Source organism: Caballeronia sordidicola (assembly GCF_002220365.1).
GTDB classification, from domain to species: domain Bacteria; phylum Pseudomonadota; class Gammaproteobacteria; order Burkholderiales; family Burkholderiaceae; genus Caballeronia; species Caballeronia sordidicola_C.
In genome coordinates this window covers 162,994-186,840 of sequence record NZ_MTHB01000110.1, presented here as the reverse complement: position 1 = coordinate 186,840, position 23,847 = coordinate 162,994, and the positions used below count along the sequence as shown (strand labels likewise).

At 60.2% G+C, this 23,847-nt stretch carries 17 protein-coding genes and 1 pseudogene; 13 read left to right on the top strand and 5 right to left on the bottom strand.

What is annotated here, in order from left to right; all coding sequences use genetic code 11:
• The first annotated feature begins 552 nt into the window (after positions 1 to 552).
• The 5 genes and pseudogenes from chvE to BSU04_RS17955 all read left to right on the top strand — a co-directional run bounded on the left by chvE (position 553) and on the right by BSU04_RS17955 (position 6,078).
• A complete protein-coding gene (gene chvE, locus BSU04_RS17975; RefSeq protein ID WP_089161875.1) occupies positions 553 to 1,614 on the top strand; it encodes a multiple monosaccharide ABC transporter substrate-binding protein in 1,062 nt (353 codons plus the stop codon).
• A gap of 113 nt (positions 1,615 to 1,727) precedes the next feature.
• The gene (gene mmsA, locus BSU04_RS17970) at positions 1,728 to 3,239 is read left to right on the top strand and encodes a multiple monosaccharide ABC transporter ATP-binding protein (protein WP_089161994.1); all 1,512 of its coding nucleotides are present in this window, start codon (positions 1,728 to 1,730) and stop codon (positions 3,237 to 3,239) included.
• 28 nt (positions 3,240 to 3,267) lie between these two features.
• A complete protein-coding gene (mmsB, locus tag BSU04_RS17965) occupies positions 3,268 to 4,422 on the top strand; it encodes a multiple monosaccharide ABC transporter permease (protein WP_089161874.1) in 1,155 nt (384 codons plus the stop codon).
• 188 nt (positions 4,423 to 4,610) lie between these two features.
• Positions 4,611 to 4,815: pseudogene (locus BSU04_RS47680) on the top strand (transposase); the annotation flags it as partial.
• Between the two features lie 246 nt (positions 4,816 to 5,061).
• Positions 5,062 to 6,078: a GGDEF domain-containing protein gene (locus BSU04_RS17955; RefSeq protein ID WP_089161872.1), complete on the top strand. Its 1,017-nt coding sequence runs from the start codon at positions 5,062 to 5,064 to the stop codon at positions 6,076 to 6,078.
• A gap of 233 nt (positions 6,079 to 6,311) precedes the next feature.
• On the opposite strand, the gene chrA is transcribed toward BSU04_RS17955, so the two are convergent.
• On the bottom strand, positions 6,312 to 7,550 hold the full coding sequence (chrA, locus tag BSU04_RS17950; protein ID WP_089161871.1) for a chromate efflux transporter: 1,239 nt from the start codon (positions 7,548 to 7,550) through the stop codon (positions 6,312 to 6,314).
• A gap of 146 nt (positions 7,551 to 7,696) precedes the next feature.
• On the bottom strand, positions 7,697 to 9,838 hold the full coding sequence (locus tag BSU04_RS17945; protein WP_089161870.1) for a heavy metal translocating P-type ATPase: 2,142 nt from the start codon (positions 9,836 to 9,838) through the stop codon (positions 7,697 to 7,699).
• Between the two features lie 67 nt (positions 9,839 to 9,905).
• Between BSU04_RS17945 and BSU04_RS17940 the strand changes: the two genes are divergently transcribed.
• Positions 9,906 to 10,313: a MerR family transcriptional regulator gene (locus tag BSU04_RS17940; protein WP_089161869.1), complete on the top strand. Its 408-nt coding sequence runs from the start codon at positions 9,906 to 9,908 to the stop codon at positions 10,311 to 10,313.
• A 115-nt stretch (positions 10,314 to 10,428) separates the two neighbouring features.
• Here the strand turns inward: BSU04_RS17940 and BSU04_RS17935 are convergent, their stop codons facing one another.
• Both BSU04_RS17935 and BSU04_RS17930 read right to left on the bottom strand, forming a co-directional pair.
• Positions 10,429 to 11,886 carry an NCS1 family nucleobase:cation symporter-1 gene (locus BSU04_RS17935; RefSeq protein WP_089161868.1) on the bottom strand — a complete coding sequence of 486 codons (1,458 nt, stop codon included), beginning with the start codon at positions 11,884 to 11,886 and terminating at the stop codon, positions 10,429 to 10,431.
• A gap of 492 nt (positions 11,887 to 12,378) precedes the next feature.
• Positions 12,379 to 13,392, bottom strand: coding sequence for an SGNH/GDSL hydrolase family protein (locus BSU04_RS17930; protein ID WP_089161867.1), 1,014 nt, complete (start codon positions 13,390 to 13,392; stop codon positions 12,379 to 12,381).
• Between the two features lie 298 nt (positions 13,393 to 13,690).
• Between BSU04_RS17930 and BSU04_RS17925 the strand changes: the two genes are divergently transcribed.
• Positions 13,691 to 14,842 (top strand): serine hydrolase domain-containing protein, encoded by a 1,152-nt coding sequence (locus tag BSU04_RS17925; RefSeq protein ID WP_089161866.1) that lies wholly within the window; start codon positions 13,691 to 13,693, stop codon positions 14,840 to 14,842.
• Positions 14,843 to 14,866: 24 nt separating this feature from the next.
• On the opposite strand, the gene BSU04_RS17920 is transcribed toward BSU04_RS17925, so the two are convergent.
• Positions 14,867 to 15,661 (bottom strand): DUF899 domain-containing protein, encoded by a 795-nt coding sequence (locus BSU04_RS17920; RefSeq protein ID WP_179258354.1) that lies wholly within the window; start codon positions 15,659 to 15,661, stop codon positions 14,867 to 14,869.
• A 527-nt stretch (positions 15,662 to 16,188) separates the two neighbouring features.
• Between BSU04_RS17920 and BSU04_RS17915 the strand changes: the two genes are divergently transcribed.
• The 6 genes from BSU04_RS17915 to BSU04_RS17890 all read left to right on the top strand — a co-directional run bounded on the left by BSU04_RS17915 (position 16,189) and on the right by BSU04_RS17890 (position 23,811).
• Complete coding sequence (locus BSU04_RS17915) at positions 16,189 to 17,700, top strand: sugar ABC transporter ATP-binding protein (RefSeq protein ID WP_089161864.1); 1,512 nt, start codon at positions 16,189 to 16,191, stop codon at positions 17,698 to 17,700.
• Positions 17,701 to 17,724: 24 nt separating this feature from the next.
• The gene (locus BSU04_RS17910; RefSeq protein WP_089161863.1) at positions 17,725 to 18,750 is read left to right on the top strand and encodes an ABC transporter permease; all 1,026 of its coding nucleotides are present in this window, start codon (positions 17,725 to 17,727) and stop codon (positions 18,748 to 18,750) included.
• Between the two features lie 108 nt (positions 18,751 to 18,858).
• Positions 18,859 to 19,800, top strand: coding sequence for an ABC transporter substrate-binding protein (locus BSU04_RS17905; protein WP_089161862.1), 942 nt, complete (start codon positions 18,859 to 18,861; stop codon positions 19,798 to 19,800).
• Between the two features lie 98 nt (positions 19,801 to 19,898).
• On the top strand, positions 19,899 to 21,197 hold the full coding sequence (locus tag BSU04_RS17900) for an L-fuconate dehydratase (RefSeq protein ID WP_089161861.1): 1,299 nt from the start codon (positions 19,899 to 19,901) through the stop codon (positions 21,195 to 21,197).
• A 98-nt stretch (positions 21,198 to 21,295) separates the two neighbouring features.
• On the top strand, positions 21,296 to 22,462 hold the full coding sequence (locus BSU04_RS17895) for an FUSC family protein (protein ID WP_089161860.1): 1,167 nt from the start codon (positions 21,296 to 21,298) through the stop codon (positions 22,460 to 22,462).
• Between the two features lie 482 nt (positions 22,463 to 22,944).
• Positions 22,945 to 23,811 carry a hypothetical protein gene (locus BSU04_RS17890; protein WP_373452840.1) on the top strand — a complete coding sequence of 289 codons (867 nt, stop codon included), beginning with the start codon at positions 22,945 to 22,947 and terminating at the stop codon, positions 23,809 to 23,811.
• Positions 23,812 to 23,847 lie beyond the last annotated feature (36 nt).

The window sequence follows — 23,847 nt, the reverse complement described above, 5'->3', positions numbered from 1 at the left end:
CAATCAGCTAGCCGATTTCAATGCAGCGGGCGTAGAAGGCGCAATGGACGATACCGAAATTGGTATCGATGCTAGGGTTTTTTTATATTGGACGCATGCTGACGCCGGACGTAGACTTGCTCCCAACCCACCAGAGGGCAAAAATCAAAACGAGCGAGACCGGAGCGGGAGACACGAATTACATCAATGGGCGCCGGGTCAGCGGCGTCACAAGGGGCTATCGCAACCATCCCCCCGACGCGCGTGAAGTGGCCGCCAGATAGGCGCACGGTGGCCGGGCGCAAGCCTGCAAGGCCGTTCGGGCCGCCGCGAGTGCGTTTTCCCAATGGCGCCTGGGTCTTCCGTGCATGATGAATTTGTACCGAAGACGGGTGCACGCTTGAGTGCGCGCGAGCCGGGGCTTGATAAGGCCGAGTTCCGTTCCATCATCGACACCACCTGCATGCGGGCCTGACACGGACTAGTCAAGATCAAACCGCGGTGCTTTAACAATACGCTCGCCTGGACCGCGGCCAGAGCGGCACTCATTCATACAACGAAGGAGACATACCAATGAAACGTCTGTTCTTGAAAACCCTGATTGCGGTCATGGCGCTGCCAATGATCGGTGTCGCGCATGCCGACAGCAAGGGGCTGGTTGCCGTGTCCATGCCGACCAAGTCGTCGGCGCGCTGGATTGCCGATGGCAATAACATGGTCAAGGATCTGCAGGCGGACGGTTACACCACCGATCTCCAGTATGGCGACGATGACATTCCGAATCAGCTCGCGCAGATCGAGAACATGGTCACCAAGAAGCCGAAGGTGCTGGTGATCGCTGCAATCGATGGGACGACGCTGACGGATGTGCTCAAAAAGGCGCACGATGCCGGCATCAAGGTTATTGCATACGATCGCCTGATCAAGGGCACGGCCGATGTCGATTACTACGCGACGTTTGATAACTACAAGGTCGGTGTGCTGCAGGCGCAGTCCATTGTTGACAAGCTCGGTCTGAAACAGGGTAAAGGCCCGTTCAATATCGAACTGTTCGGTGGTTCGCCTGACGACAACAACGCCTTTTTCTTCTATAACGGCGCGATGAGCGTGCTGGATCCGTATATCAAGAGCGGCAAGCTGGTGGTGCGCAGCAAGCAGTTTGGCATGAACAAGGTCGGTACGCTGCGCTGGGATGGCGCCGTCGCTCAGGCCCGTATGGACAATCTGCTGTCGGCTTACTACGGCAATGCCAAGCTCGACGCCGTGCTGAGCCCGTATGACGGTCTGAGCATTGGCATTCTGTCGTCGGTCAAGGGTGTGGGTTATTGCACGGCTCAGCAGCCGTGCCCGATCGTCAGCGGCCAGGACGCCGAGATTCCTTCGGTCAAGTCCATCCTGCACAACGAGCAGTACTCGACCGTGTTCAAGGACACGCGTCAGCTCGCCAAGGTGACGGTTGCGATGATCGACGCAATGGCACAAGGCAAGCAGCCGGAGGTGACCGACACCAAGACCTACAACAACGGCGTGAAGGTTGTTCCGTCGTATCTGCTCAATCCGGTGCTGGTGGATGGCTCCAACTGGAAGCCGATCCTGATTGACAGCGGCTACTACACGGAAGCGCAGGTCAAGTAAGACAATATCGAAGCCAAGTCTGTCGCCGGAGACGCCACGCGCGCTCCGGCTGGCGGACCCTGCAAAACATCACGAATTCAGGAGACGGCGTGGCGGACGAGACCATCCTGTCCATGCGCAGCATCACCAAGACGTTTCCGGGTGTCAAAGCACTCGACAACGTCAATCTGACGGTCAAAGCTGGGGAAATCCATGCGATCGTCGGTGAGAATGGCGCGGGCAAGTCCACTCTCATGAAGGTGCTGAGCGGTGTGTATCCGCACGGGTCCTACGAGGGGGAAATCCACTTCGAAGGGCAGGTGCAACGCTTCACGGACATCAGCGATAGCGAAGAGCGCGGCATCATCATCATTCATCAGGAATTGGCATTGGTGCCGACGCTCTCGATCACCGAAAACATTTTCCTTGGTAATGAACTGGCGCAATGCGGCGTGATCGATTGGCACGCGGCGCATAAGCGCACGCGCGAATTGCTGCGGCGCGTCGGTCTGAACGAGTCGCCCGATGCGACCGTCGGAAAGCTCGGCGTCGGCAAGCAGCAGCTGGTGGAAATTGCCAAGGCGCTATCGAAGCGCGTGAAGCTGCTCATCCTCGACGAACCCACTGCGAGTCTGAACGAGACCGATAGCGCCGCGCTGCTGAAACTGCTGCTGGAACTCCAGGCACAAGGTATTTCCTGCATCCTTATTTCGCACAAGCTCAACGAGATTACACAGGTCGCGGATCAGATCACCGTCATCCGCGACGGAAGCACGATCGAGACGCTCGACTGCGCCGCAAGCGAGATCAGCGAGGATCGCATTATTCGCGGCATGGTCGGCCGTGACATGGAACACCGTTATCCGCAGCGCGAGCCGCAGATCGGCGACGTGATCTTCGAAGTCCGCGACTGGCACGTGTTTCACGAACAGTATTCGGAGCGCGAGGTCATCAAGGGCATCGACCTGAACGTGCGCAAGGGCGAAGTGGTCGGCATCGCCGGACTGATGGGATCGGGCCGCACCGAACTGGCCATGAGTATCTTCGGGCGCTCGTATGGCCGGCGGATCAGCGGACAGGTGCTGATCGACGGCCAGACAGTGGATGTATCGACCATCGGCCGCGCCATCAAGCATGGCATTGCCTATGTGACCGAGGATCGCAAGGGGTATGGCCTGATCCTCGAGCAGGAAATCCGCAAAAACGTGTCGCTCGCCAACCTCGCCGAAGTGTCGGATCACGGTGTGATCGATGAACACGCCGAGGCAAAGGTTGCGCAGCAGTATCGCGAATCGTTGCGCATCCGCAGTTCGGGCATCCAGCAACGGGTGGTCAATCTCTCGGGCGGCAATCAGCAGAAGGTCGTGCTGAGCAAGTGGCTGTTTACCAAGCCGCGTCTGCTGATTCTCGATGAACCCACGCGGGGTATCGATGTCGGGGCCAAATACGAGATCTACACCATCATCGACGAGCTGGCGCGCAAGGGCGAAGGAATTCTGATGATTTCTTCCGAAATGTCGGAGCTGCTTGGGATGTGCGACCGCATCTACGTGATGAACGAAGGTCGGCTCGTGGTCGAGCTCGATCGAAACGAAGCGAGCCAAGAACGTATCATGCGCGCCATTGTGAACGCCGGTCATGCGTGACCTATCTACATCGAACCAAGGCCATTTCATGAAACTCGGCTTTCTCAAGAACAATCTGCGCGACTACGGCCTGCTGCTGTCGTTGGTCGTCATCATGGGGTTCTTCCAGTACCAGACCGACGGCGTGCTGATGCAGCCGTTGAACATCACCAATCTGGTTTTGCAGAACAGCTACATCATTGTGATGGCGCTGGGCATGCTGCTCGTGATCGTGGCCGGCTATATCGATCTGTCCGTCGGATCGGTCAGCGGCTTTATCGGCGGCCTGGCCGCGGTGCTGATCGTGCAGTACTCATGGCCCGTGGTGCCGACGATCATCGTGGCGCTTCTGGTGGGAGCGTTGATTGGTGCGGCGCAGGGCTGGTTCGTGGCTTACGCGCGCATTCCGTCGTTTATCGTGACGCTGGCAGGGATGCTTATTTTCAAGGGGCTTGCACTCGCGCTGTTGCAAGGCCAATCGGTCGGGCCGTTCCCGCTGCGATTTCAGCGGATCAGCACGGGCTTTCTGCCTGATCCGTTCGGCGGCACGGACTTCCGGGTGCTGTCCCTGATCGTGGGCATCATCCTGGCGCTGGGGCTGGTCGCGGCGGAGGTGCGCAAGCGCCGCAAGGCACAGGCACACGATATGGACGTCGAACCGGTCGCCTTCTTCGCACTGAAAAACGTGTTGTTCGCGGGAGCTGTCACGTACTTGTGCTGGCTGCTTTCCACGTACAAGGGCTTGCCCGACGTGTTGATCCTGATGGCCGTACTGATCCTGATTTACCAGTTTGTGACCAATCGCACGACGATCGGTCGCCGTATCTATGCGCTGGGCGGCAACGAGAAGGCGACGCGTCTGTCGGGCGTGAACACCGCGCGTCTGTCTTTCCTGACCTTTGTGAACATGGGAGTATTGGCGGCAGTGGCGGGTCTGATTTTCGCGGCACGCCTGAACACGGCAACGCCGAAGGCTGGCCTCGGCTTCGAGCTAGATGTGATCGCGGCCTGTTTCATCGGCGGAGCATCGGCCTCCGGGGGCGTGGGCAAGGTGGTGGGCGCGGTGATCGGCGCTTTCATCATGGGCGTGATGAACAACGGCATGTCGATCATGGGCATTGGCATTGATTACCAGCAAGTGATCAAGGGGACGGTCTTGTTGGCGGCGGTGTTTCTTGATGTCTACAACCGTAACCGCGGCTGACGGGACACGACAACACGTCCTTTACCTCTCCGAGAGCCTGTCACGAGCCACTCCGGGCGTATTCGATTTCTTGTGTGTGAAACGGGCCGGTAGCAAGGCCCGATGTCGAAGCGCTCGGGATCAAGCAACACCAACCGAGTCATTGCGCCCGTTCAATCTCGGTGTGAGCCGGTCCATTTGGTCATCACGTGCCGCAAGCACATCTGTTGCGCCAGGTCGACCGGTACGTTGAGCGTACCGGCTTACGAGGGCATTGACGCCTCACTACAGTCGTACGTGGTATCTGATCCTTTCATCGACCCCGAGCTCATGATTCGCTTTTTGATCGTGTGTTACTGCTTTGGGATTCGTTCGGGCCGTCGTCTTGGCGAAGAGGTTGATCTCAACCTTGCATAACGCGGCGTACCTCCAGGGCCGCTTCCCTCTTAGACAGACGGTGGCCGCCCAGTTTGAGATGTTCAACTCCGCCGCTCGGATCGCCGACAATCGAGGCGTTCTGGTCTGGAATGCCTGCATTCAAATATACTAAGTCGACTCAGTGCGCTGAGCCTGCCGAGAAATTCTGGCGGAGGAGTCGCGTCGATACTGACCGCGAACGAGCCTGAATAGAAAGTGTAATGCAGACAAACAGAGGTCCACATGGAGTTGATGCTTGAACGCTTGTCGGAGTCGGTCGCATCAGCCGAGAGTCTGGAGCAACTCGCAAGGCCGTTGCTGGAAATGCTCGAACTGATCAGCGGCCTTGAGTCCTTGTACCTGACCTCGATCGATGAAGAGGCAGGGGTGCAGTGCGTCGACTATGCGAGGAACGCTGGCGAACTTTTTATACCGGAAGGACTGACCGTTCCATGGTCCGATACGCTATGCAAGCGTTGCATAGAAGAAGGACGCCGTTTTACGTCCAACGTGAGCGAGATTTGGGGCGATTCGCAAGCTGCGAGGGATCTCGGGATCGAGACATATGTTAGTGCGGCCGTTCGCGCCAGCAATGGCTCGGTGATCGGTACGTTATGTGGGGCAAGCAAGCGTAGCCAGACGCTCGGTCCGCAAGCACTAAGCGCCTTGAACATATTTTCGAAGCTGATCAGCCAGCACGTTGAGCGAGAGCGATTGCTAGGGGAGTTGAAGCGGTCGAATGAATACCTCGCAAACTTCGCGTTGACCGACTCCCTCACCGGTCTGCCTAACAGGCGGGCTCTACACGGCGAGCTCGGCAGGCTATTGGCGCGCGCGGCGAGGGACGGATCGTATGTCATCGTCGGAATCTTCGACCTCGACGACTTCAAGGGCATTAACGATTCATATGGGCACGTAGCCGGTGATCACTTCCTGAGCGAATGTGCACAGCGCCTTGCTGGAATTACGCGCGACACTGACATGCTGGCACGCGTTGGTGGTGATGAATTCGCCTTGGTTGGTCCTGGCCCGGCCGCTGCAAAGAAGGCGCACGGCGCAGCGGACCAATTGCAGAAACGTGCTTCAGAGATAACTCGCGGTCTCTACGCCCTCGGTGGCAGCGCCGTGGAATATGCGGGCGTGAGCGCTGGTGTAATTGCCGTCAGATTTATGTCGGTCGATCAAGCGTTAGAGTTGGCAGATGCAGCCATGTACCGCGAAAAGCGACAGCGCAAGCAATGTAGCCCACGCAACGCGTGAATGAATGATCGACCGAGGCTGCCGGGCCCCGTTGAAGTCTGGGTTTGTCGATCACCCATCGTCGGTTCTGCCGGACAACACTCGTTGGAACGGTAACCACTGATCCACGATTAATTCGCGGATGGGCCGAACGCTACAGTCGCGAGCCGGCCAGAATCGGTTATTCGACCAACAGAGCTGAATTGTTGACAATAACAAACGTGCTCGGAGAGCTTCATCGAATGGGTATCCGCTCAGCGCAAGGCGAACTCGGCAATTCCAGCGAATGCACACAGGACGACCACGACAAGCGGCGGGACCTTCCAACGCGTCAGCAGTAGAAAACAGACTGCTGAGATCGCAAAGTCAACGCTTGAAAGAACCGCACTTGTCCATACCGGCGTATAGAGCGCTGCAGCCAGCAAGCCGACGACCGCCGCGTTCACGCCGCTCAGCATCGCCGCCGTGGCAGGGCGCGAGCGCAGTGCTTGCCAGTGAGGAAGTGCGGCGATCACTAGTAGAAGACCAGGCAGAAAGATACCGACTGTGGCTAGCGCGGCGCCCGCCCACCGATGCGGTGCTTCAGACATCATCCACCCGAGAAACGCTGCGAAGGTGAACAGCGGCCCCGGTGCAGCTTGAGCCGCACCATAGCCGGCTAGAAAATCGCTAGACGCAACCCATCCCGTGGCGACCGTTCGCTGCTGCAGTAAAGGCAAGACGACGTGGCCGCCGCCGAACACAAGCGCGCCTGAACGGTAGAAAGCGTCGAACATCTGAATGCTGCGCGCATGCTGCAGAGTGAGCAGGGCCGGAAGTCCGAATAGAAGAACGAAAAAAAGCGCGAGCGCGCCCCACCCGACCACGCGTGAGACGCGCAATGTCGCAACCACCGGCTGCGGCTCGTGACCTCTTTGCGCGCCTTCCGATCTGCAAAAGACGACGCCGAGCAGCGCTCCGAGTGCTATGACCAACAACTGTGCATATACCGTTGTCAAAACGGCAAGCACACCGATTGCGATAAGGGCGATGGCCGCCCGCTGGCGATCCGGGCACAAGCGCCGTGCCATATCCCACACTGCTTGCGCGACCACCGCGACAGCCACTAGCTTTAGGCCGTGGATCAGGCCTTGCCCAGCGGCACTGCCGAGGTCGGGGGCGACCGCAGCAAAGCCGATGAGCAACAGCACGGACGGCAACGTGAAACCACACCAGGCAGCTAAACCGCCGAGCCAGCCCGCCCGCATCAGGCCGATGGAAAATCCCACTTGACTGCTGGCGGGGCCCGGCAGAAATTGACACAGCGCCACCAGATCGGTGTAGGCCTCGTCGTCGAGCCAGCGACGCCGCTCGACGAACTCACGACGGAAATACCCGAGATGGGCGATCGGCCCCCCGAACGACGTCAGACCCAACTTCAGAAAAGCTTTCAGAACATCGAACACATCGAGTAATCGGCCGGAGCGCGGCGCTATGACCGGAGGAGCGTCCATAAACTGCCATCCTGGGAGAATTGTGCGCGCATCTTACAACGGCCATCGCCAAGCGTCGGACAGAGAATCGGATGCTCGATGCGCGAGCAAAGAGCATCGATGTACGAAGCGCGGCCGCCCGCCAAATTCGACCTTCCGATGCGAGCCTAGCGTGCCTGCTGCGAGCGACCGTGACGGAGCAAGCGCAACGCATTGGCGGTCACAAGAACAGTTGCACCCGTGTCCGCGAGAATCGCCATCCACAAGGTGGTCACACCCAATACCGTCGTGGCAAGAAAAATCGCTTTGAGCCCCAGCGCCAGCCCAATGTTCTGCCAGATGTTTCCGAGGGTCGCCTTGGACAATTCGATAAGATCGGCCACACCCATGACGCGATTGCGGAGCAAGGCGACTTCGGCAGTCTCGAGCGCCACCTCGGTTCCTCCACCCATGGCCACACCGACCGATGCGGCCGCGAGTGCGGGCGCGTCGTTGATGCCGTCGCCGACCATGGCGACAGGCCCTGCCTTCTTCAACAAAGCGATTTCCGCGAGTTTTTCATCGGGCAACAGCGCTGCTTTCGCGCTGATTCCAATCGTTGCACCGATCGCGTTCGCTGTTCGCTGGTTATCCCCAGTCAGCATGACGGTAGCGATGCCCATCGACTTCAATCTCGCAACCGCCATGACCGCGTCATCCCGCGGCTCATCCCGTAACGCGATAAGCGCATCCACTCGCTTGCCCGAAAGCAGCACGACGACGGTTTTTCCTTGGTCCTCCAACTGGGCAATGGAGTGCGCCACTCGGTCATCTAACGATGCATGCTCCGCTGCGTATCGCGGCGACCCGACGGAGGCAAAGCCATCCTTCAATCGTACGGTCACAGCCTTGCCCGGTGTCGCCATTGCACCCCCGAAGCTCGAAGGAAGCGCAAGCCCGCGCGCCATCGCTGCTTCGACGATGGCGATCCCAAGTGGATGGTTTGTTTTGCGCTCAACCGCCGCCGCTCTTGCGAGAACAGTCTCCTCATCACCCTCAATCGGCACAATGTCGGTCACCCGCGGGCGACCCTGGGTGAGGGTTCCCGTTTTATCGAATGCGACCGTTTTCACTTTGCCGAGTGTTTCAAGCGCTGCGCCACCTTTGATCAGCAAACCGAGCCTGGCTCCGGCCGCTAGGCCGGATGCGATTGCGGCAGGCGTGGAGATGACGAGCGCGCAAGGACAAGCGATCAATAGCGTTGCGAGACCCCGATAGATCCAAGTCACCCAGTCTCCGTCGAAAGCGAGGGGTGGCACCACGGCGACCAGAAGCGCAAACAGCATTGCGCCCGGCGTGTACTTTGCGCTGAAGCGATCGATCAGTCGGGCTGTCGGGGCTTTCGATCCCTGTGCCTCCTCAACCATTTGAATAATGCGGGCGATCTTGTTATCAGCAGCAATGCGTGTAATCTCGACTCGCAACTCTCCATTCGCGTTGATGCTGCCGGCGAACACGCGTGCTCCAGCTTCTTTGGGCACCGGTACGGACTCACCCGTTATCGGTGCCTCATCTACTTGGGATATTCCGTCGATCACTCGGCCGTCAGACGGCACACGATCGCCAGGGCGCACGATCACAATGTCTCCGACCAGCAAGTCTTCAGCCGATACTTTTTCGAGCTTGCCATCCCGGTCGCGCAGTGCCTCGCGAGGCGTCAGGTTCATTAATGATTCGATCGCGCTGCGCGCCCGGCCGGCCGCAATCGTTTCGAGCAATTCGCCGACCGCGAACAGAAAGATGACAACGGCAGCCTCTTGCGCCGCACCGATTGCAACAGCACCGAGCGCCGCCACCGACATGAGCGTCTCGATGCTGAACGGGGTACCGGAAATTGCACCCGCATAGACCCGCTTTAACACCGGAACAATACTGACCAGCGCCGCGATCGAATACGCCCATTGCCCTACCTGCGGGTCGATTTGGGCCAATGCGAACGCGGTCGCGAACATCGCACCCGTGAACAGCGCAAGTCGCCCTTTCCGGGTACGCCACCATGTCGGCGCGTTGGGCTCATCTGCGTCCGCTGCCGCCGAGGATTTACGTTGTGCGTTCGATAACGGGGTAAAGCCAAGCGCCTTGATCCTGGTCTCAATGCTTTCCGGCGACGTACGATCTCCGTCGAGCGTAAGGCTCAGGCTCTCCTGAGCGTAACTCACGTTGATATCACTGACGCCCGGCAGTCGCTTCATTGCGTTCTCGATCTTGACCGCGCAGGCTCCGCAATCCATTCCCTCGATCCGAAGTTTAAAAGTGCTCGGACTTGCCATTGGGTAACCTCGACGAACTTCATATTGAGCACTAGCATAGACCCTGTAGTAACTAGAGGGTCAAGGAATGGATTCATCGGTTTTGACGATTGGTCATCTGGCAAAACAGACAGGCGCGAAGGTAGAAACGATCCGGTTTTATGAAAAGATCGGTGTGTTACCGCAACCTGAACGCACAGGCGGCAACTATCGCGCCTACGATATCTCCCACCTCAACCGGCTGGGGTTCATCCGGCGGGCTCGAGAGTTGGGCTTCTCACTCGACCAGGTGCGCGAGCTTTTGTCGGTCGCAGATGACCGAACGCAGTCGTGTGCTGCGATCGACGCGATCGCCAATGAGCACCGCCGCGACGTCGAGCGAAAGATAGCTGATCTCCAAGCGCTGAAGGTCGAACTGGACAGTTTGATTGATCAATGCAGCTGCGGCACAGTCGCCGAGTGCCGAATCATCGAATCGCTTTCGCCGACCGTGTAGTTGAAGGCCTGGTTGCTACACGACGCCTGGCTTAAAGCTATGAACTCCGTCTGGCTGTGGAGTGCGGAGCCGCGAATGTCTCTTAACTGGAAAGCCGGACGGCCCGAACAATCCATCAAGCGCGGGTCGCCGCGATCGCGGTACGTGGCCGCAGCGTTGCCATGATCAGATACATGCCGCCGCCGATCGCCACCCCGAAGAACCAGCCATAGGTATTCCACCAGGCCGGCAGCAGGTTGGTGAAGTTGGGCAAGAAGGTCGAAAACACGCTGCCGACCGCCGCGGCGACCACCGCGTTGATATTCCAGCCGCCTTCGTAGCGGTACTCGCCGTGCTCCTGATAGAGCTCCGCGACGTTGATGTTGCCCTTGGCCACTAGATAGTAGTCCACCAGGATGATCCCCAGCAGCGGGCCCATCGTGGCGCCTATGGCGTTGACGAAGTGCGCGGCGTTGCCTTCCCACGGCGCGAACGGGTAGAGCACCAGGGCGATGGCCGCGGCAATATAGCCGCCCCTCTTGAAGCTGATCTGCTTGGGGAACGTGTTGGAGATGTCGAACGCGGCCGAGACGAAATTGGCCACCACGTTAATGCCCAGCGTGGCGACTGCAAAAGTCAGCGCCGCGATGAGTGCCAGCACCCAACTGTCGAACTTCGCCGAGATCTGTTCGGGGTGCAGCATCACTTCGCCGTACACCTTGAAGGCGGCGATGGTGGTGACGCCCGCGACCAGCGAGAACGCGATCAGGTTGACCGGCAGTCCCCACAAATTGCCTTTCTTCACTGCGCTGCGGTTTTTCGCGTAGCGCGAGAAGTCGCAAAAGTTCAGGTATAGCGCCGCGAAGTAGGTGATCCAGGTCGCGCCCACTGCCATCAGCGCCCAGAACGAGCCGGGCTCACCACTGACGCCGGCGTCCTTGGTCTTATCGAGTAGCACGTCCATCGGAATGCCACTGCTGAATGAAAAGCCACCGGCCTTGACGCACAGGCCGATGGCCAGGATCAGCATCGCGACCCACACCGCCGGACCGGCCCAATCCTGGAATTTGCGGACCGTCTCCATGCCCTTCTGGATGATGAGCAACTGCAGGGCCCAGATGACCACGTAGCAGATCACCTCCAGTCCCGAGTGGCCCAGGAAGTGCGTGCCCTTGTGAAAGTCCATCAGGCTGTCGTTGCGGATCAGCAGCGCGACCATCGCGCTCGAAGCTGCTGCTGTCTGCGCGCCATACCAGAAGCAGGCCACCACGGCGCGCACCAGCGCCGCCAGGTTCGCCCCCCACACGCCAAAGGAGGCGCGCGCCAGCACGGGGTAAGGCACGCCGGTCTTCTCGCCAGCGTAGCCGATCAGGTTCATCAGCGCGAAGATCACCAGCGAGCCGATCCCGATCGCCAGCACAAAGTTGATAAAGCTGCCGCACAGAAGGAACAGGCTCGCGGCGAGGTAGTAGCCCCAAAGGCTGTGCACGTCGGAGGTCCACACGTTGAAGATGCTGAAGGCACCCCAGTTGCGCTCCCTGGCGGGCGCGAGATCGTCGTTGTAGAGGCCGGGGGAAGGATCGCGGATTTCCATCTGTCATCTCCTTTGCGTTCGTGGAACTGCGCACACACCGCCAGACGCCCCTAGGCAGAAATGCCTGCGCGTTTGAAACAAGCTGGGATGCAAGAACTGTAGGTAAGTTGTCGCACAGTTTCGAATGGGTTAACCCTGATGGGGATGCCTGAGGGCACAAGCCAAACACCCGATCCCACGCCCCATAAGCGCCATCGCAGGTTCGTCGTTGCTGTACACGCGAGCGTTCTGTGGAAGTATCAATGCTCAAGTGAAGCACTGCACGAAGTCGCTGCTCGGTTGGACGATGTTTCGCAGCGTAAGACCGCCATGTCCCGCCGGATTCGAGGTTTAGCGAGGGGTGCTTGCCGCCGTTTCGGCGAGAGCAAGTTTGCGAACTACCTCGTGTTCACGGCGTCCAGGAACGCTCTTGATCGACGCGATAGCAAGACGAAGTCGGACCGGACATATGAGTGCCCGACAATTGAGTCGGCAAGTCGTCATTTCCGAGGATCAATGACCAAGACCGCTCGCGGCGACCTGCTGCTCCACGAACTGAGCGAACAGCGCATGCAGACGCGTTGTCGGATGAATGTCGTCGGCGAAGATGTACGTCTGGTCGGCATTGGGCGTTGCGTAGGTAGCCGGCGAGCACAGCAACGACGTGTCATCGGGCGTTTTCGAAGGGTCGCAGGCGGTGCTGGTGTTGGACACGGCAAAGCCATTCGCCTGAAAGTTCGCAATGATCTGATCCGCCCATGTATAAGCATCGATCTGGATCACCTTGCCTTGAAGGCCATCGGCCTGCAAGGCAGCGTTCAGGTCATTGTTGAACAGTTGCGATAACTGAGTCAGGTTTGCCCCGCCGTCGGACGAAGTAATGCCCTTGGGCGTCAGTCCGATGTTCGGGACATTGACCACTACGACATGAGTGGCGCCGCCCTGGACAATCTGTCCGACAACTTGAGCCAAGGTGGTTGCCGCCGTCTGCACGGTCGGCGCCGCGGCCGGCAGCGACCCGGCGCGGAGCACGTCGTTAGCGCCAGCCCAGACCAGCACCAGTTGACCCGAGTTGAAGCTGCCGTGAGAAGCCAGATAGCTCGACACCTGCTGATTCACGGGCATTTCAATATTGCCGATCACGTCGGTGAGAAAGTCGTACTGGTTTGCCGGCGTTGCCACCGTGGCCCCGCCCTCCGCATAGCCGAGGCCACCTTGCGCACTCAATTCATGAGTGATGTCGATCGTGAACGCAGCGGTGAGCTTATCTCCGTAGTATTGCGCAACGTCCTGAGTCCACACTTGGCCCGGATTGGTCGTGAACCGCCCTCCGCCGACCGCGCTGGCGATCGGCGCGTAGGTCCCGACGTCCGACAAACTGTCGCCGAACGAGACAACCTGCAGATCAATGCCGCCCGGCGGGTTGGGCGCACCACTCGAGCCACTTCCACCTCCGCCGCATGAGGCAAGCAGCAACACCACCACGGCAAGAATTGCAGCGCGTACCCGGTCATTGCTTCCTTGCATAGATCCTCCCACGCTCACCGGCCGGGCAGCCGCCCTCGCGTGGCGGGCTTATCGCCAGCCATGCTGCACGTTGCTCTTGCCATATGCCCCTTCGCTCCATCGCTTAAGCAAAAAACATGCGCTATCTTCCTGATTGCCGACGGCTGGCTGTAGACGCTGGCACCGCAAGCCAACCCATCACCAAAATGCGCAGTTCATCCATCGTCTGCTTTGTCCAGCTCGTTGGCGCAAAATGGCACGGCCCGTACCAGCGGCGATGCCCCGTACGGATCCTCAATCACGAACGCAGGAGACAACCATGACTTTTGACGGTTCTGCCATCAAGGCGCTGCTGGACGACGCTGTCTCGAAGGGCGCTGTTCACGGCATTGCGGCAGTAGTAGTTGACCGCAGCGGCCCGCTGTTCCATCACGCCGCCGGCGAGGCAAGCCAACGCACGATGTTCCGCAACGCCTCGATGACGAAGGCGGTTGCCACCACGGCCGCACTGCAGTTCGTGGAGAAGGGGCTGCTGAGTCTTGATGCCACCGTCGAATCGATTTTGCCGGCGTTCGGTCAGTTGCAGGTGCTGGACGGCTTCGACGGCGACAAGCCACGCTTGCGCGCGCCTGCCAGCCACGCCACAGTGCGCCAACTGATGACTCACTCGGCCGGACTGGGCTACTTCTTCCTCAACGAGAAGTTGATGCGCTACCACCAGCTCACGGGTGAGCCCCACCCGCTCACGGGACTGAAGAGCAGTCTCTCGGTGCCGCTCGTCAACGATCCCGGCACTGTCTGGGAGTACGGCACCAACACCGACTGGCTCGGGCTCATTGTCGAGAAGCTATCGGGACAGAGTTTGGGCAGCTACCTCCAGCAGCACGTGTACGGGCCGCTCGGAATGACCGACTCGACATTCACGCCCAGCGCCGGGCAGCGCGGCCAGCTGCTGCGCGTGATGCAGCGCCAGACCGACGGCACGCTCGCGCCTTCAACAGTCGATCTGCCGCCAACTTCCGAATGGGACGCTGCCGGCCACGGGTCTTACGGAACGGTGCAGGACTACGGCCGCTTCGTGCAGGCATGGCTCGACGACGGTGCCGGCATCCTCGAACCGGCGACCGTGCAGATGGCGTTGCAGAACCACCTCGGGAGAATCGAGCTCCCCGAGCTGCTGAAGTCCGCGATGCCCGAACTGTCCAACGACGTGCCCGCAGCGCCAGTGCCGCAGGGCTGGGGGCTGGGTTTTCACCTCACGCTCGACGACGTGCCGGGCATGCGCAGCAACGGCACCGCCGACTGGGCCGGCGTTTTCAATTCCTACTATTGGATCGACCGCTCCAAGGGCATCGGCGGGGTGCTGATGACGCAGCTGCTGCCTTTTTTCGACATGCCTGTCGTCGAGACGCTCATTGGCTTCGAGACGGCGGTGTACCAGCAGGTGGGAGCGACCGTACCAGCGGCATGACGCCGAAACCGGCCTGGCTCATGGTCATGGCTTCGTGCTCGCGTCCTGGTCTCGGAACACCGCCTCTCCGGCGTCCGATACCTCGACCCACTTCTTGTCGGGCGCGGCGTCTGCCACGTAGCCGTCGTGCCAGTTCCACCACTTGTAGGTCGGGGTTTGAGGGTAGCCCTCCGGTGAGTCCTCCCAAGCCTCCTGGCGGCCAAGCGGCGTAATGTCGAGGTAGTTCCAGGTGCTCCCCATCTGCTCGTCGCCACGGCTGTTGATGAAGTAGGTGCGGAACACGCGGTCGCCGTCGCGGTAAAACACGTTCGTGCCGTGCCACTCGTCCACGCTGAAGTCAGCGTCGAAGCTGTCCGTGAGGGTGAACCACGGCATCTCCCAGCCCATCTGCGCCTTCAGCCGCGCGATGTCCGCCTGAGGCGCACGCGAGACGAAGACGAGGGTCGTGTCACGGGCGTTCAGGTGCGCGAGGTGGGCAACCTGATCGGCCACCATGGAGCAGCCCCGGCAGGCGTGCTCGGGCCAGCCGAACACGCCCGGCTCGAAGAAGGCGCGGTAGACGATCAGCTGACGCCGGCCGTCGAACAGGTCGAGCAGGCTGGCCTTGCCCCCAGGCCCCTCGAACGCGTATGCCGTCTCCACGGCCATCCACGGCATGCGCCGGCGCTCGGCGGCGAGTGCGTCACGGGCGCGGGTGTGGGCCTTTTCCTTCACGAGCAGTTGCTCGCGCGCCGCCTTCCACGCCTGCGACGACACCACCGGTGGTGTATGCATGGCAGGCTGTCCGTCTTTCCGTCCGTTCTCGGTTGATGGGGTCATGGTTTTTGCACTCTCCTGGTGGGGACAAATTCCCGCGCTTCGCGACTAAAGCGCGCCTGCGCTCGCTGCTCATCGCTGGTTGTTGGCTGTGAGACAAGTCTGGCACCGGAAATCGAACGGCGGGAGTAACAAGTGCGGCGGTATTCCGATGGAGTCGCTGAGCGCAGCTTCGGCGTGGCTGATACCAATCTGCGTTATTGCCGCGAACTCGTGTCGATGCGCAAGGCACATTTGCTCCCGACACTAGGGAATGCCTACCATTGAGCCGCCGCCGTTCAGCGTCGTAGAATCGTGGCACATCGGCTTGGGGGCCCAGCAATGTGTCTGGCTTCTCGTTGCGAGTTGAACCGCGAATTTCACCGCGCTTTTCACCGCGCTTTTCACCGCGCTTTTCACCGCGCTTTTCGCCGCCATACCCGGCTGCGACCGGCGCAGCGGCGCCCGGCGTACCGACGCCCGGCGCTTTTTCGACCCGTCTCCCGCGATGAGGCAGGCGGCCGGCGCGCACTTGTCGGTAAATCCACTCCATGATCCCGCTCATTTCCGTCAAAAGGCTCAGCAAGCGCTTTCCCGGCGTAAGGGCGCTTCACGAAATCCAGTTCGAGCTGATGGCGGGTGAAGTCCACACGGTCATGGGCGAGAATGGTGCCGGCAAGTCGACGCTGATGAAAATCCTTGCTGGCGTCTACACCCGGGATTCCGGCGAAATCCTCTATGACGGCCAACCCGTCGACTTCTCAAGCCCGCGCGAGGCGCAGGCGATGGGCGTCTGCATCATTCATCAGGAACTCCAGTTGATGAACCATCTGAGCGTCGCCCAGAATATGTTCATCGGCCGCGAACCGCGCGGACGCCTCGGCCTGTTCCTCGACGAAGACAAGCTCAACGCGCAAGCGCGCGAGATTCTTGCCCGCATGCATGTAAATCTGGACCCGCGCGCGATTGTCGGCACCCTCACCGTCGCCAGCCAGCAGATGGTCGAGATCGCCAAGGCCTTGTCCTTCGATTCGCGCGTCCTGATCATGGACGAGCCCACCTCCGCGCTCAACGACGCCGAGATCGCCGAGCTCTTTCGCATCATCCGGGAACTGAAGAGCCGGGGCGTGGGCATCATCTATATCTCGCACAAGATGGACGAGCTGAAGCAGATTTCCGATCGCGTCACCGTGTTGCGTGACGGGGAATATGTAGCCACGGTCACCGCCCGCGACACCCGCGTCGAAGCGATCATCGGGATGATGGTGGGGCGAGCTTTGACCGACGCCGCGCCTTCTCGTAGCGTTGCAGGCACAGGCGAAGTCGCGCTCGAAGTAAAGAATCTGAACGCCGGCCCGCTGGTCAGGGACGTGAGCTTCGCGCTGCGCAAAGGCGAGATATTGGGCTTCGCGGGCCTGATGGGCGCCGGTCGAACCGAGGTTGCCCGAGCAGTGTTCGGCGCCGATCCGATCGAATCTGGCGAAATTCTGGTGAAAGGCGTGAAGGTGACGATCAGGACGCCGAGCGACGCGGTGGCACGCGGTATCGGCTATCTCTCGGAAGACCGCAAGCGCTTCGGCCTTGCAACCGGAATGGACGTCGAATCGAACATCGTGATGTCCAACCTGCGCAAATTCCTGTCGCTCAGCGTTTTCTTGCGCCGCGCCCAGATACGCCGGACAGCCACCCATTTCATCAGTCTGCTCGCCATTCGTACGCCCTCTGCAACGCAGGAAGTGCGGCTCCTCTCCGGCGGCAATCAGCAGAAAATTGTCATCGCCAAATGGCTCGAGCGCGACTGCGATGTGCTCTTCTTCGACGAGCCGACGCGCGGCATCGACGTCGGCGCCAAGAGCGAAATCTACAAGCTCCTGCGCTCGCTCGCGGACGAGGGCAAGGCGATCGTGATGATCTCTTCCGAACTGCCGGAGATCTTGCGCATGAGCGACCGGATCGTCGTGATGTGCGAGGGCCGCATTACCGGCGAACTCTCAGCCACGGAGGCGACGCAGGAGAGCATCATGCAACTGGCGACGCAGCGTGAAACCTTAAAAGCGGCATGAGTCTCTAGAGGAGAGGTTCGTTTCATGACACTGCCATCGGATACTTCGGCGCTGGGTAATCGGGGACGGGCGTCCGCCCTGAGAGCCCGCCTCTTCTCGCCGACCGCCTTGCAAAAGCTGCTCGCCTTCGGGAGCCTGGTCCTGCTGCTGGCCTTTTTCAGCTTCGCCTCGCCCGCCTTCATGCAGATGGACAACATGCTCGGGATCCTGCAGGCGACGGCGGTCAACGGCGTTCTGGCGATCGCTTGCACGTTCGTCATCATCACCGGCGGCATCGATTTGTCCGTCGGCACGTTGATGACTTTCACGGCCGTCATTTGCGGCGTGTTCCTGACGTACTGGCACTTGCCGATGTCGATCGGCGTGATTGCTGCGATTGGCACGGGCGCGCTTTGCGGGACCATTTCGGGCACCCTCACGGCGAAGATGAAGATACCGCCGTTCATTGCCACCCTGGGCATGATGCTGCTGCTCAAAGGGCTTTCGCTCGTCGTCTCGGCCGACAAGCCTATCTATTTCAGCGACACCGAGAACTTCTACAGGATCTCTCAGGATTCACTGATCGGCTATTTGATCCCGAGCCTGCCCATTCCGAACGCAGTGCTGATCCTGTTTTTCCTGGCGGTGGTGAGTTCGATCACGCTGAATCGCACGGCGCTTGGCCGCTACACCTTTGCGCTCGGCAGCAACGAAGAAGCGGTGCGCCTTTCCGGCGTGAATGTCGACCGATGGAAGATCGCGATTTACGGCCTGAGCGGGGCAATTTGCGGCGTCGCCGGGTTGCTCATCGCCTCGCGGCTGAATTCGGCCCAGCCGGCGCTAGGCCAAGGTTACGAACTCGAAGCGATCGCCGCCGTGGTCATTGGCGGGACTTCGCTCAGCGGCGGTTCGGGCACGATCCTGGGCACGATCATCGGCGCCTTCATCATGAGCGTGCTGACCAACGGACTGCGCATCATGTCGGTCGCTCAGGAATGGCAGATCGTGGTGACGGGTCTCATCATCATTCTCGCTGTCTATGCCGATATTTTGCGGCGCAAGAAAAGCTGACTGAAGCTGACGAAAGTGGACACTGCACAAGACAAGATCAAGAAAAGGGAGCGCCAAGGCTCCCCTAACGGCTGAAGCCTGATAGCCCACCTCAGGAGGAGAACCACCATGTTGAAAAGAAGACTCATCGGTGTCGTAGTCGGCGTTGGCGCGCTCATTGGCGGGACCAGTCTTGTGCGCGCGGACGAACCCTACATCCCGCTTATTTCGAAAGGCTTCCAGCACCAGTTCTGGCAGGCCGTCAAAGCCGGCGCGGAACAGTCGGCGAAGGCGCAGAACGTCAGGATCTCCTTCGAGGGTCCGGAAACCGAGGCCATGGTCGACAAGCAGATCGACATGCTCTCGGCCGCGCTCGCGAAGAAGCCACAGGCGATCGGCATTGCCGCGCTCGACAGCAAAGCAGCCATTCCGCTCTTGAAGCGGGCGCAGGCCGCCAAAATACCGGTCATCGCCTTCGACTCCGGCGTCGACAGCGACATTGCGCTCACAACCTGCGCGACGGACAACCTGGCCGCCGCCTCACTCGCCGCCGACAAGATGGCCGAGGCGATCGGCAATTCCGGTGAGGTCGGCCTGATCGTGCACGACCAGACCAGCCGTACCGGTGTTGATCGCCGAGACGGCTTCCTGAACGAGATGAAGGCGAAACATCCGAACATCAAGATCGTGTCAGTCCAGTATGGCGGCGGCGACCATCTGAAGTCAGCGGAAATTGCCAAGACGATGATCCAGGCCAATCCCAATCTCAAGGGCATTTTCGGCTCGAATGAAGGCTCGGCGGAAGGTGCCGCGATCGGCGTCAAGGAATCAGGCAAAAAGCTCGTCCTGATTGGCTATGACTCCGGCAAGGAGCAGAAGGACGACATCAATTCGGGCCTGATGTTCGGCGCCATTACGCAGAACCCGATCGGTATCGGCAAATGCGTCGTCGACTCTGCGGTGAAGGCACTAAAGGGCGAAACGCTGCCCAAGAAAGTCGACACGGGCTTCTACTGGTACGACAAGAGCAACATTAACGATCCCAAGATCGCCGCCGTGCTCTACGATTGAGCGTCGCCGTCAAAGGCAGGGTCGTGGCTTCTTTCGACGCCACGACCCGTGTTGTTCATAGGTACAAGTCGATAGCTGTCGAAGAGGAGCATGTTCAGATGCCCACGATCACCAAGCTGTCCGTCCGGGACATCCGGTTTCCGACCTCGCGCTCGCTCGACGGCTCCGACGCGATGAACGCCGCGCCGGATTACTCCGCCACCTACGTGACGCTCGAAACAGATTCGCCTGAAACACTCACGGGCCATGGCCTCACCTTCACCATCGGGCGCGGCAACGAGATCTGCGTGAGTGCGGTACACGCGCTTGCCCCGCTGGTCGTCGGTAAAACGCTCGAGGACATTGCAGCGGACATGGGCGCTTTCTGGCGCGCGCTGACCTCAGACAGCCAGTTGCGCTGGATCGGTCCAGACAAGGGGGCGATTCATCTGGCGACGGCGGCGGTCGTGAATGCGGCCTGGGACCTGTGGGCCAAATCGGAAGGCAAGCCGGTGTGGAAGCTGCTCGTCGACATGAGCCCCGAAGCGCTGGTGCGTTGCCTCGACTTCCGTTACGTGACCGATGCGATCACGCCGAACGAAGCCATCGCCATTTTGCACCGCCATGCAAAGACGAGGGGTGAGCGCGTGAAGGAGATGCTGGCGCACGGGTATCCGGCCTACACGACGTCGGCCGGCTGGCTCGGCTACGACGACGACAAGATCCGCCGGCTCGCCCGTGAGGGCGTCGCGCAGGGCTGGACGCACTTCAAGCAGAAGGTGGGCGGCAATCTCGAAGAAGATATGCGCCGGGCCCGCATCCTGCGCGAAGAAATCGGCGAAAACCGCAAGCTGATGATGGACGCGAACCAGGTATGGGATGTCGATGAAGCGGTCTCGAACATGCGGCGCCTGGCGCAATTCGATCCATGGTGGATCGAAGAACCTACGAGCCCCGACGACATCCTCGGCCACGCGGCCATCCGCCAACGGATTCGGCCAATTGGCGTGGCGACAGGCGAGCACTGCCATAACCGGGTGATGTTCAAGCAGTTGCTGCAGGCGCAGGCAATCGACTTCTGTCAGGTCGATAGTTGCCGCCTGGGCGGTCTGAACGAGGTGATCGTGGTCCTGCTGATGGCGGCCAAATTCGGCGTGCCAGTGTGTCCGCACGCGGGCGGTGTGGGTTTATGCGAGTACGTCCAGCACATTTCGCTGTTCGACTATATCTGCGTGTCGGCGTCGCTGGAAAACCGGGTGCTCGAGTACGTGGATCATCTGCATGAGCATTTCATCGATCCTGTCGTGATCCGCAACGGCCGCTACATGCCGCCGCAACGTCCCGGCTACAGCATCGAAATGCACGCGGCATCGCTCGATCAACATGACTTTCCCGGGGGTCCGGCCTGGCGGGCCTGAGCCGGTACGATGCAGCGGCAGCTAGCGCCAATTCAGATCCTGCGGGATTCGCTGGACGATGATCCCCGCCTTCCACGTACGCAATCGCGGAGGCGTGAATGACGCTCGTCGGCACGCTTGTCCAGACCTGCCGGGCGGCTGTGTCGTCGCTCGGACGTGAATTGCTGGCCTGGAAGCCGTCAAGGGAACGCGCGATGTTCGGGACGCAAGCGATGCTCTCGGTCGCCCTGTCGGTCGCGCTCGCAAACGCGTTGCATCTTTCGGACACGTGGTGGGCAGCAATCAGCGGTTTCGCGGTCATGCAAACGAGTTTCGCCGGCTCCGTGCAGCGCGCCGTCCATCGCATGATGGGCACGCTGATCGGTGCCGCGCTTGGAACCCTGGTGGGGCCCTGGATCGGCGACCGGCCGTGGCTGTTTGTGCCCGCATTGGGAGCGATCGGCGGCGTTGCGGTGTTCTACGCCAACGGGACCAGGTCAGCCTACGCCTGGGTTCTGGGTGGAGTGACCGCATTGATGGTGACTTACGAAGCGCATGGGCTCCTATCAGTCCGATCGACGGCATTGTTTGCAGCGCTGCGAGTCGCCGAGGTCATGGTTGGAACGCTCGCTTGCCTGCTGGTGGCGAGCGTATTTCACTTCGGACCGAAGTGGTATGGGAAGACCCGGCCGCCATCGGTGTTCGCAACGGCCGCCGAATCCGAGGCGCCTTCTGCTTCAACTCTGTCGCCATCGCTGGAATCTTTGCTCCCGACTCGCAGGCTGCTGTGCTTGCAGGGCGCACTGGCAATCGCAATCCTTGGCGCCCTTACCTATGTTTTGCATCTGCCTGGTTTCGCGCAAGCGATGGTCACGGCGATTGCGGTGCTGATACTCCCGGCAAGCTTGCCGGCAGGCGGCGCGCAGCAGCCAGTCATCGAAAAGATGGTGCACCGCGTGGCCGGCTGCTTGCTGGCCGGCGCGCTGGGTGTGGCGCTACTGCCCCTGATGCGGGGGCAGGCAATTCTGTGCATGCTCGCGCTGTCCGTCGGCGTGTGGACAGGATGTCACGTGCAGACGGGGCGAGAAGGAGCAAGCTATGTCGGCCGGCAATTCACTATCGCGTTCATCATGGTATTTGTGCAAGACCACCATTGGTCGGCCGATCCAATACCCGCGCTAATGCGGCTATCGGGCATTCTCACTGGAATCGTCGTGCTGGCAGCGGTGATCCTCGTGACTAGCAGGCTGCATTTACCGCCGTCTCTGAACGATGCAAACCGTTGAGACTCGTATTGGCTATTTGCACCCTGCCAATCCTTTTCCCAATTAGCAGTCGCTTGGCACCCGCTGATCTTTCGGAAAGTCAATTCAACGACCAGTACGATATAAACCGCACTGCGCTCCAGCAGCTGGTCTTGAATCTGGAGTGCCGGACTCGCGAGACTCCAACCAGTCGACAGCGGATCACCCTATTTGTCTTTTGAGTTGATCGCACTCGTGCAATCAACCGCGGATCAGCTGGCTTGAAAGCAGCTAATGGCTGCAATGCTTCCCTTTCTCCAAACGTTTGCCATTCCCGCATTACCCCACGGCCGTGAAGAGAATTTCTTTAGTAAGCACCTAAAGATTTTTGTCTTACAGCCGTTTACATGATGGCGCCATTGCGCGCACGGAGTATCCAAACCCAATCAACCAATGCGGAATCGAGAGTCCGCATTCAAAAAAATATAATGCACATGCAAACAAGATTACCTTTGATCATTTCCATGTTGGGTTCATTTGCGCTCGCCGCGTGCGGTGGAGGCGGAGGAGGCAGCACGTCGAACGCACAAGCGGCGGCACCAGCCTCTTCAGCCAGCGCACCTGCAGTCGCGTCGGCGCCAGTGGCCGCATCGGCACCGGGTGGCGCATCAATACCGGCCGTGACGGGCGAGGCACTTCCCAGCCTGAGCGCCCCGCAGGCTGGCTCGACTGCTGCCACGGGCAATGGTTTCGAAGGTATCTGGACGCAACAATCGTCCACGTCCCGGGTGACGGCCCTAATCGACCCGTCGAACAACATCTCTTACACGAACGCTTTGTTCTCTCTCGTTACCTCCATGTTCTTCGGAACGGTGACGACCGCTGCGCCGAACTGGACCTTGACAAGCGGCTTTGAGACCTTGAGCAATTTTCGCTATCCGGCTAGCTTGGGAAGCGGAACGTTCACAGCGAACCAGACCTTGACTGGCAGCTACGTGGCGAATAACAGCACGGTGAACCTGTCCTTGAACTACGACCCGGCCAATGCACTCGCGGTCGACCAATCGAGCGTTGCGGGTACGTGGACACAAAGCGTGACAACCATGACGGTCGACAATGCGGGCGGCTTCACGGGCTCGTTTCTCGGCTGCGGTGTCGCGGGCACGCTGGCGCTGACCACGCCGGGCTCGAGCAAGAACCTTTACACGATGACCGTGAGCGGCACGACGACCTCCTGCACGTTGCGTTCAGGGGTGACCTACACGGGTAACGCAGCGATCACCTTCCTGCCCGTTTCCGGCAGCACGACGCTATACGAGCGGACGATCGTCTATCACGTCAAGGCAGCCGACAACTCGGTGATCGCCTCCGGTCAGTTGGCGAAGCAGTAAGCCGGTTTGAGCCACGGCACGCGTGAGCTAGCCGTG

Excerpts from the sequence above, each read along its gene's own strand:
- BSU04_RS17920 (WP_179258354.1), bottom strand. The coding sequence starts at position 15,661 with ATGACCCCATCAACCGAGAACGGACGGAAAGACGGACAGCCTGCCATG.
- mmsA (WP_089161994.1), top strand. The coding sequence starts at position 1,728 with ATGCGCAGCATCACCAAGACGTTTCCGGGTGTCAAAGCACTCGACAAC.
- chrA (WP_089161871.1), bottom strand. The coding sequence starts at position 7,550 with ATGGACGCTCCTCCGGTCATAGCGCCGCGCTCCGGCCGATTACTCGAT.
- chvE (WP_089161875.1), top strand. The coding sequence starts at position 553 with ATGAAACGTCTGTTCTTGAAAACCCTGATTGCGGTCATGGCGCTGCCA.
- BSU04_RS17925 (WP_089161866.1), top strand. The coding sequence starts at position 13,691 with ATGACTTTTGACGGTTCTGCCATCAAGGCGCTGCTGGACGACGCTGTC.
- BSU04_RS17945 (WP_089161870.1), bottom strand. The coding sequence starts at position 9,838 with ATGGCAAGTCCGAGCACTTTTAAACTTCGGATCGAGGGAATGGATTGC.
- BSU04_RS17900 (WP_089161861.1), top strand. The coding sequence starts at position 19,899 with ATGCCCACGATCACCAAGCTGTCCGTCCGGGACATCCGGTTTCCGACC.
- BSU04_RS17930 (WP_089161867.1), bottom strand. The coding sequence starts at position 13,392 with ATGCAAGGAAGCAATGACCGGGTACGCGCTGCAATTCTTGCCGTGGTG.
- BSU04_RS17915 (WP_089161864.1), top strand. The coding sequence starts at position 16,189 with ATGATCCCGCTCATTTCCGTCAAAAGGCTCAGCAAGCGCTTTCCCGGC.
- BSU04_RS17955 (WP_089161872.1), top strand. The coding sequence starts at position 5,062 with ATGGAGTTGATGCTTGAACGCTTGTCGGAGTCGGTCGCATCAGCCGAG.
- BSU04_RS17940 (WP_089161869.1), top strand. The coding sequence starts at position 9,906 with ATGGATTCATCGGTTTTGACGATTGGTCATCTGGCAAAACAGACAGGC.
- mmsB (WP_089161874.1), top strand. The coding sequence starts at position 3,268 with ATGAAACTCGGCTTTCTCAAGAACAATCTGCGCGACTACGGCCTGCTG.
- BSU04_RS17905 (WP_089161862.1), top strand. The coding sequence starts at position 18,859 with ATGTTGAAAAGAAGACTCATCGGTGTCGTAGTCGGCGTTGGCGCGCTC.
- BSU04_RS17935 (WP_089161868.1), bottom strand. The coding sequence starts at position 11,886 with ATGGAAATCCGCGATCCTTCCCCCGGCCTCTACAACGACGATCTCGCG.
- BSU04_RS17895 (WP_089161860.1), top strand. The coding sequence starts at position 21,296 with ATGACGCTCGTCGGCACGCTTGTCCAGACCTGCCGGGCGGCTGTGTCG.
- BSU04_RS17890 (WP_373452840.1), top strand. The coding sequence starts at position 22,945 with ATGTTGGGTTCATTTGCGCTCGCCGCGTGCGGTGGAGGCGGAGGAGGC.
- BSU04_RS17910 (WP_089161863.1), top strand. The coding sequence starts at position 17,725 with ATGACACTGCCATCGGATACTTCGGCGCTGGGTAATCGGGGACGGGCG.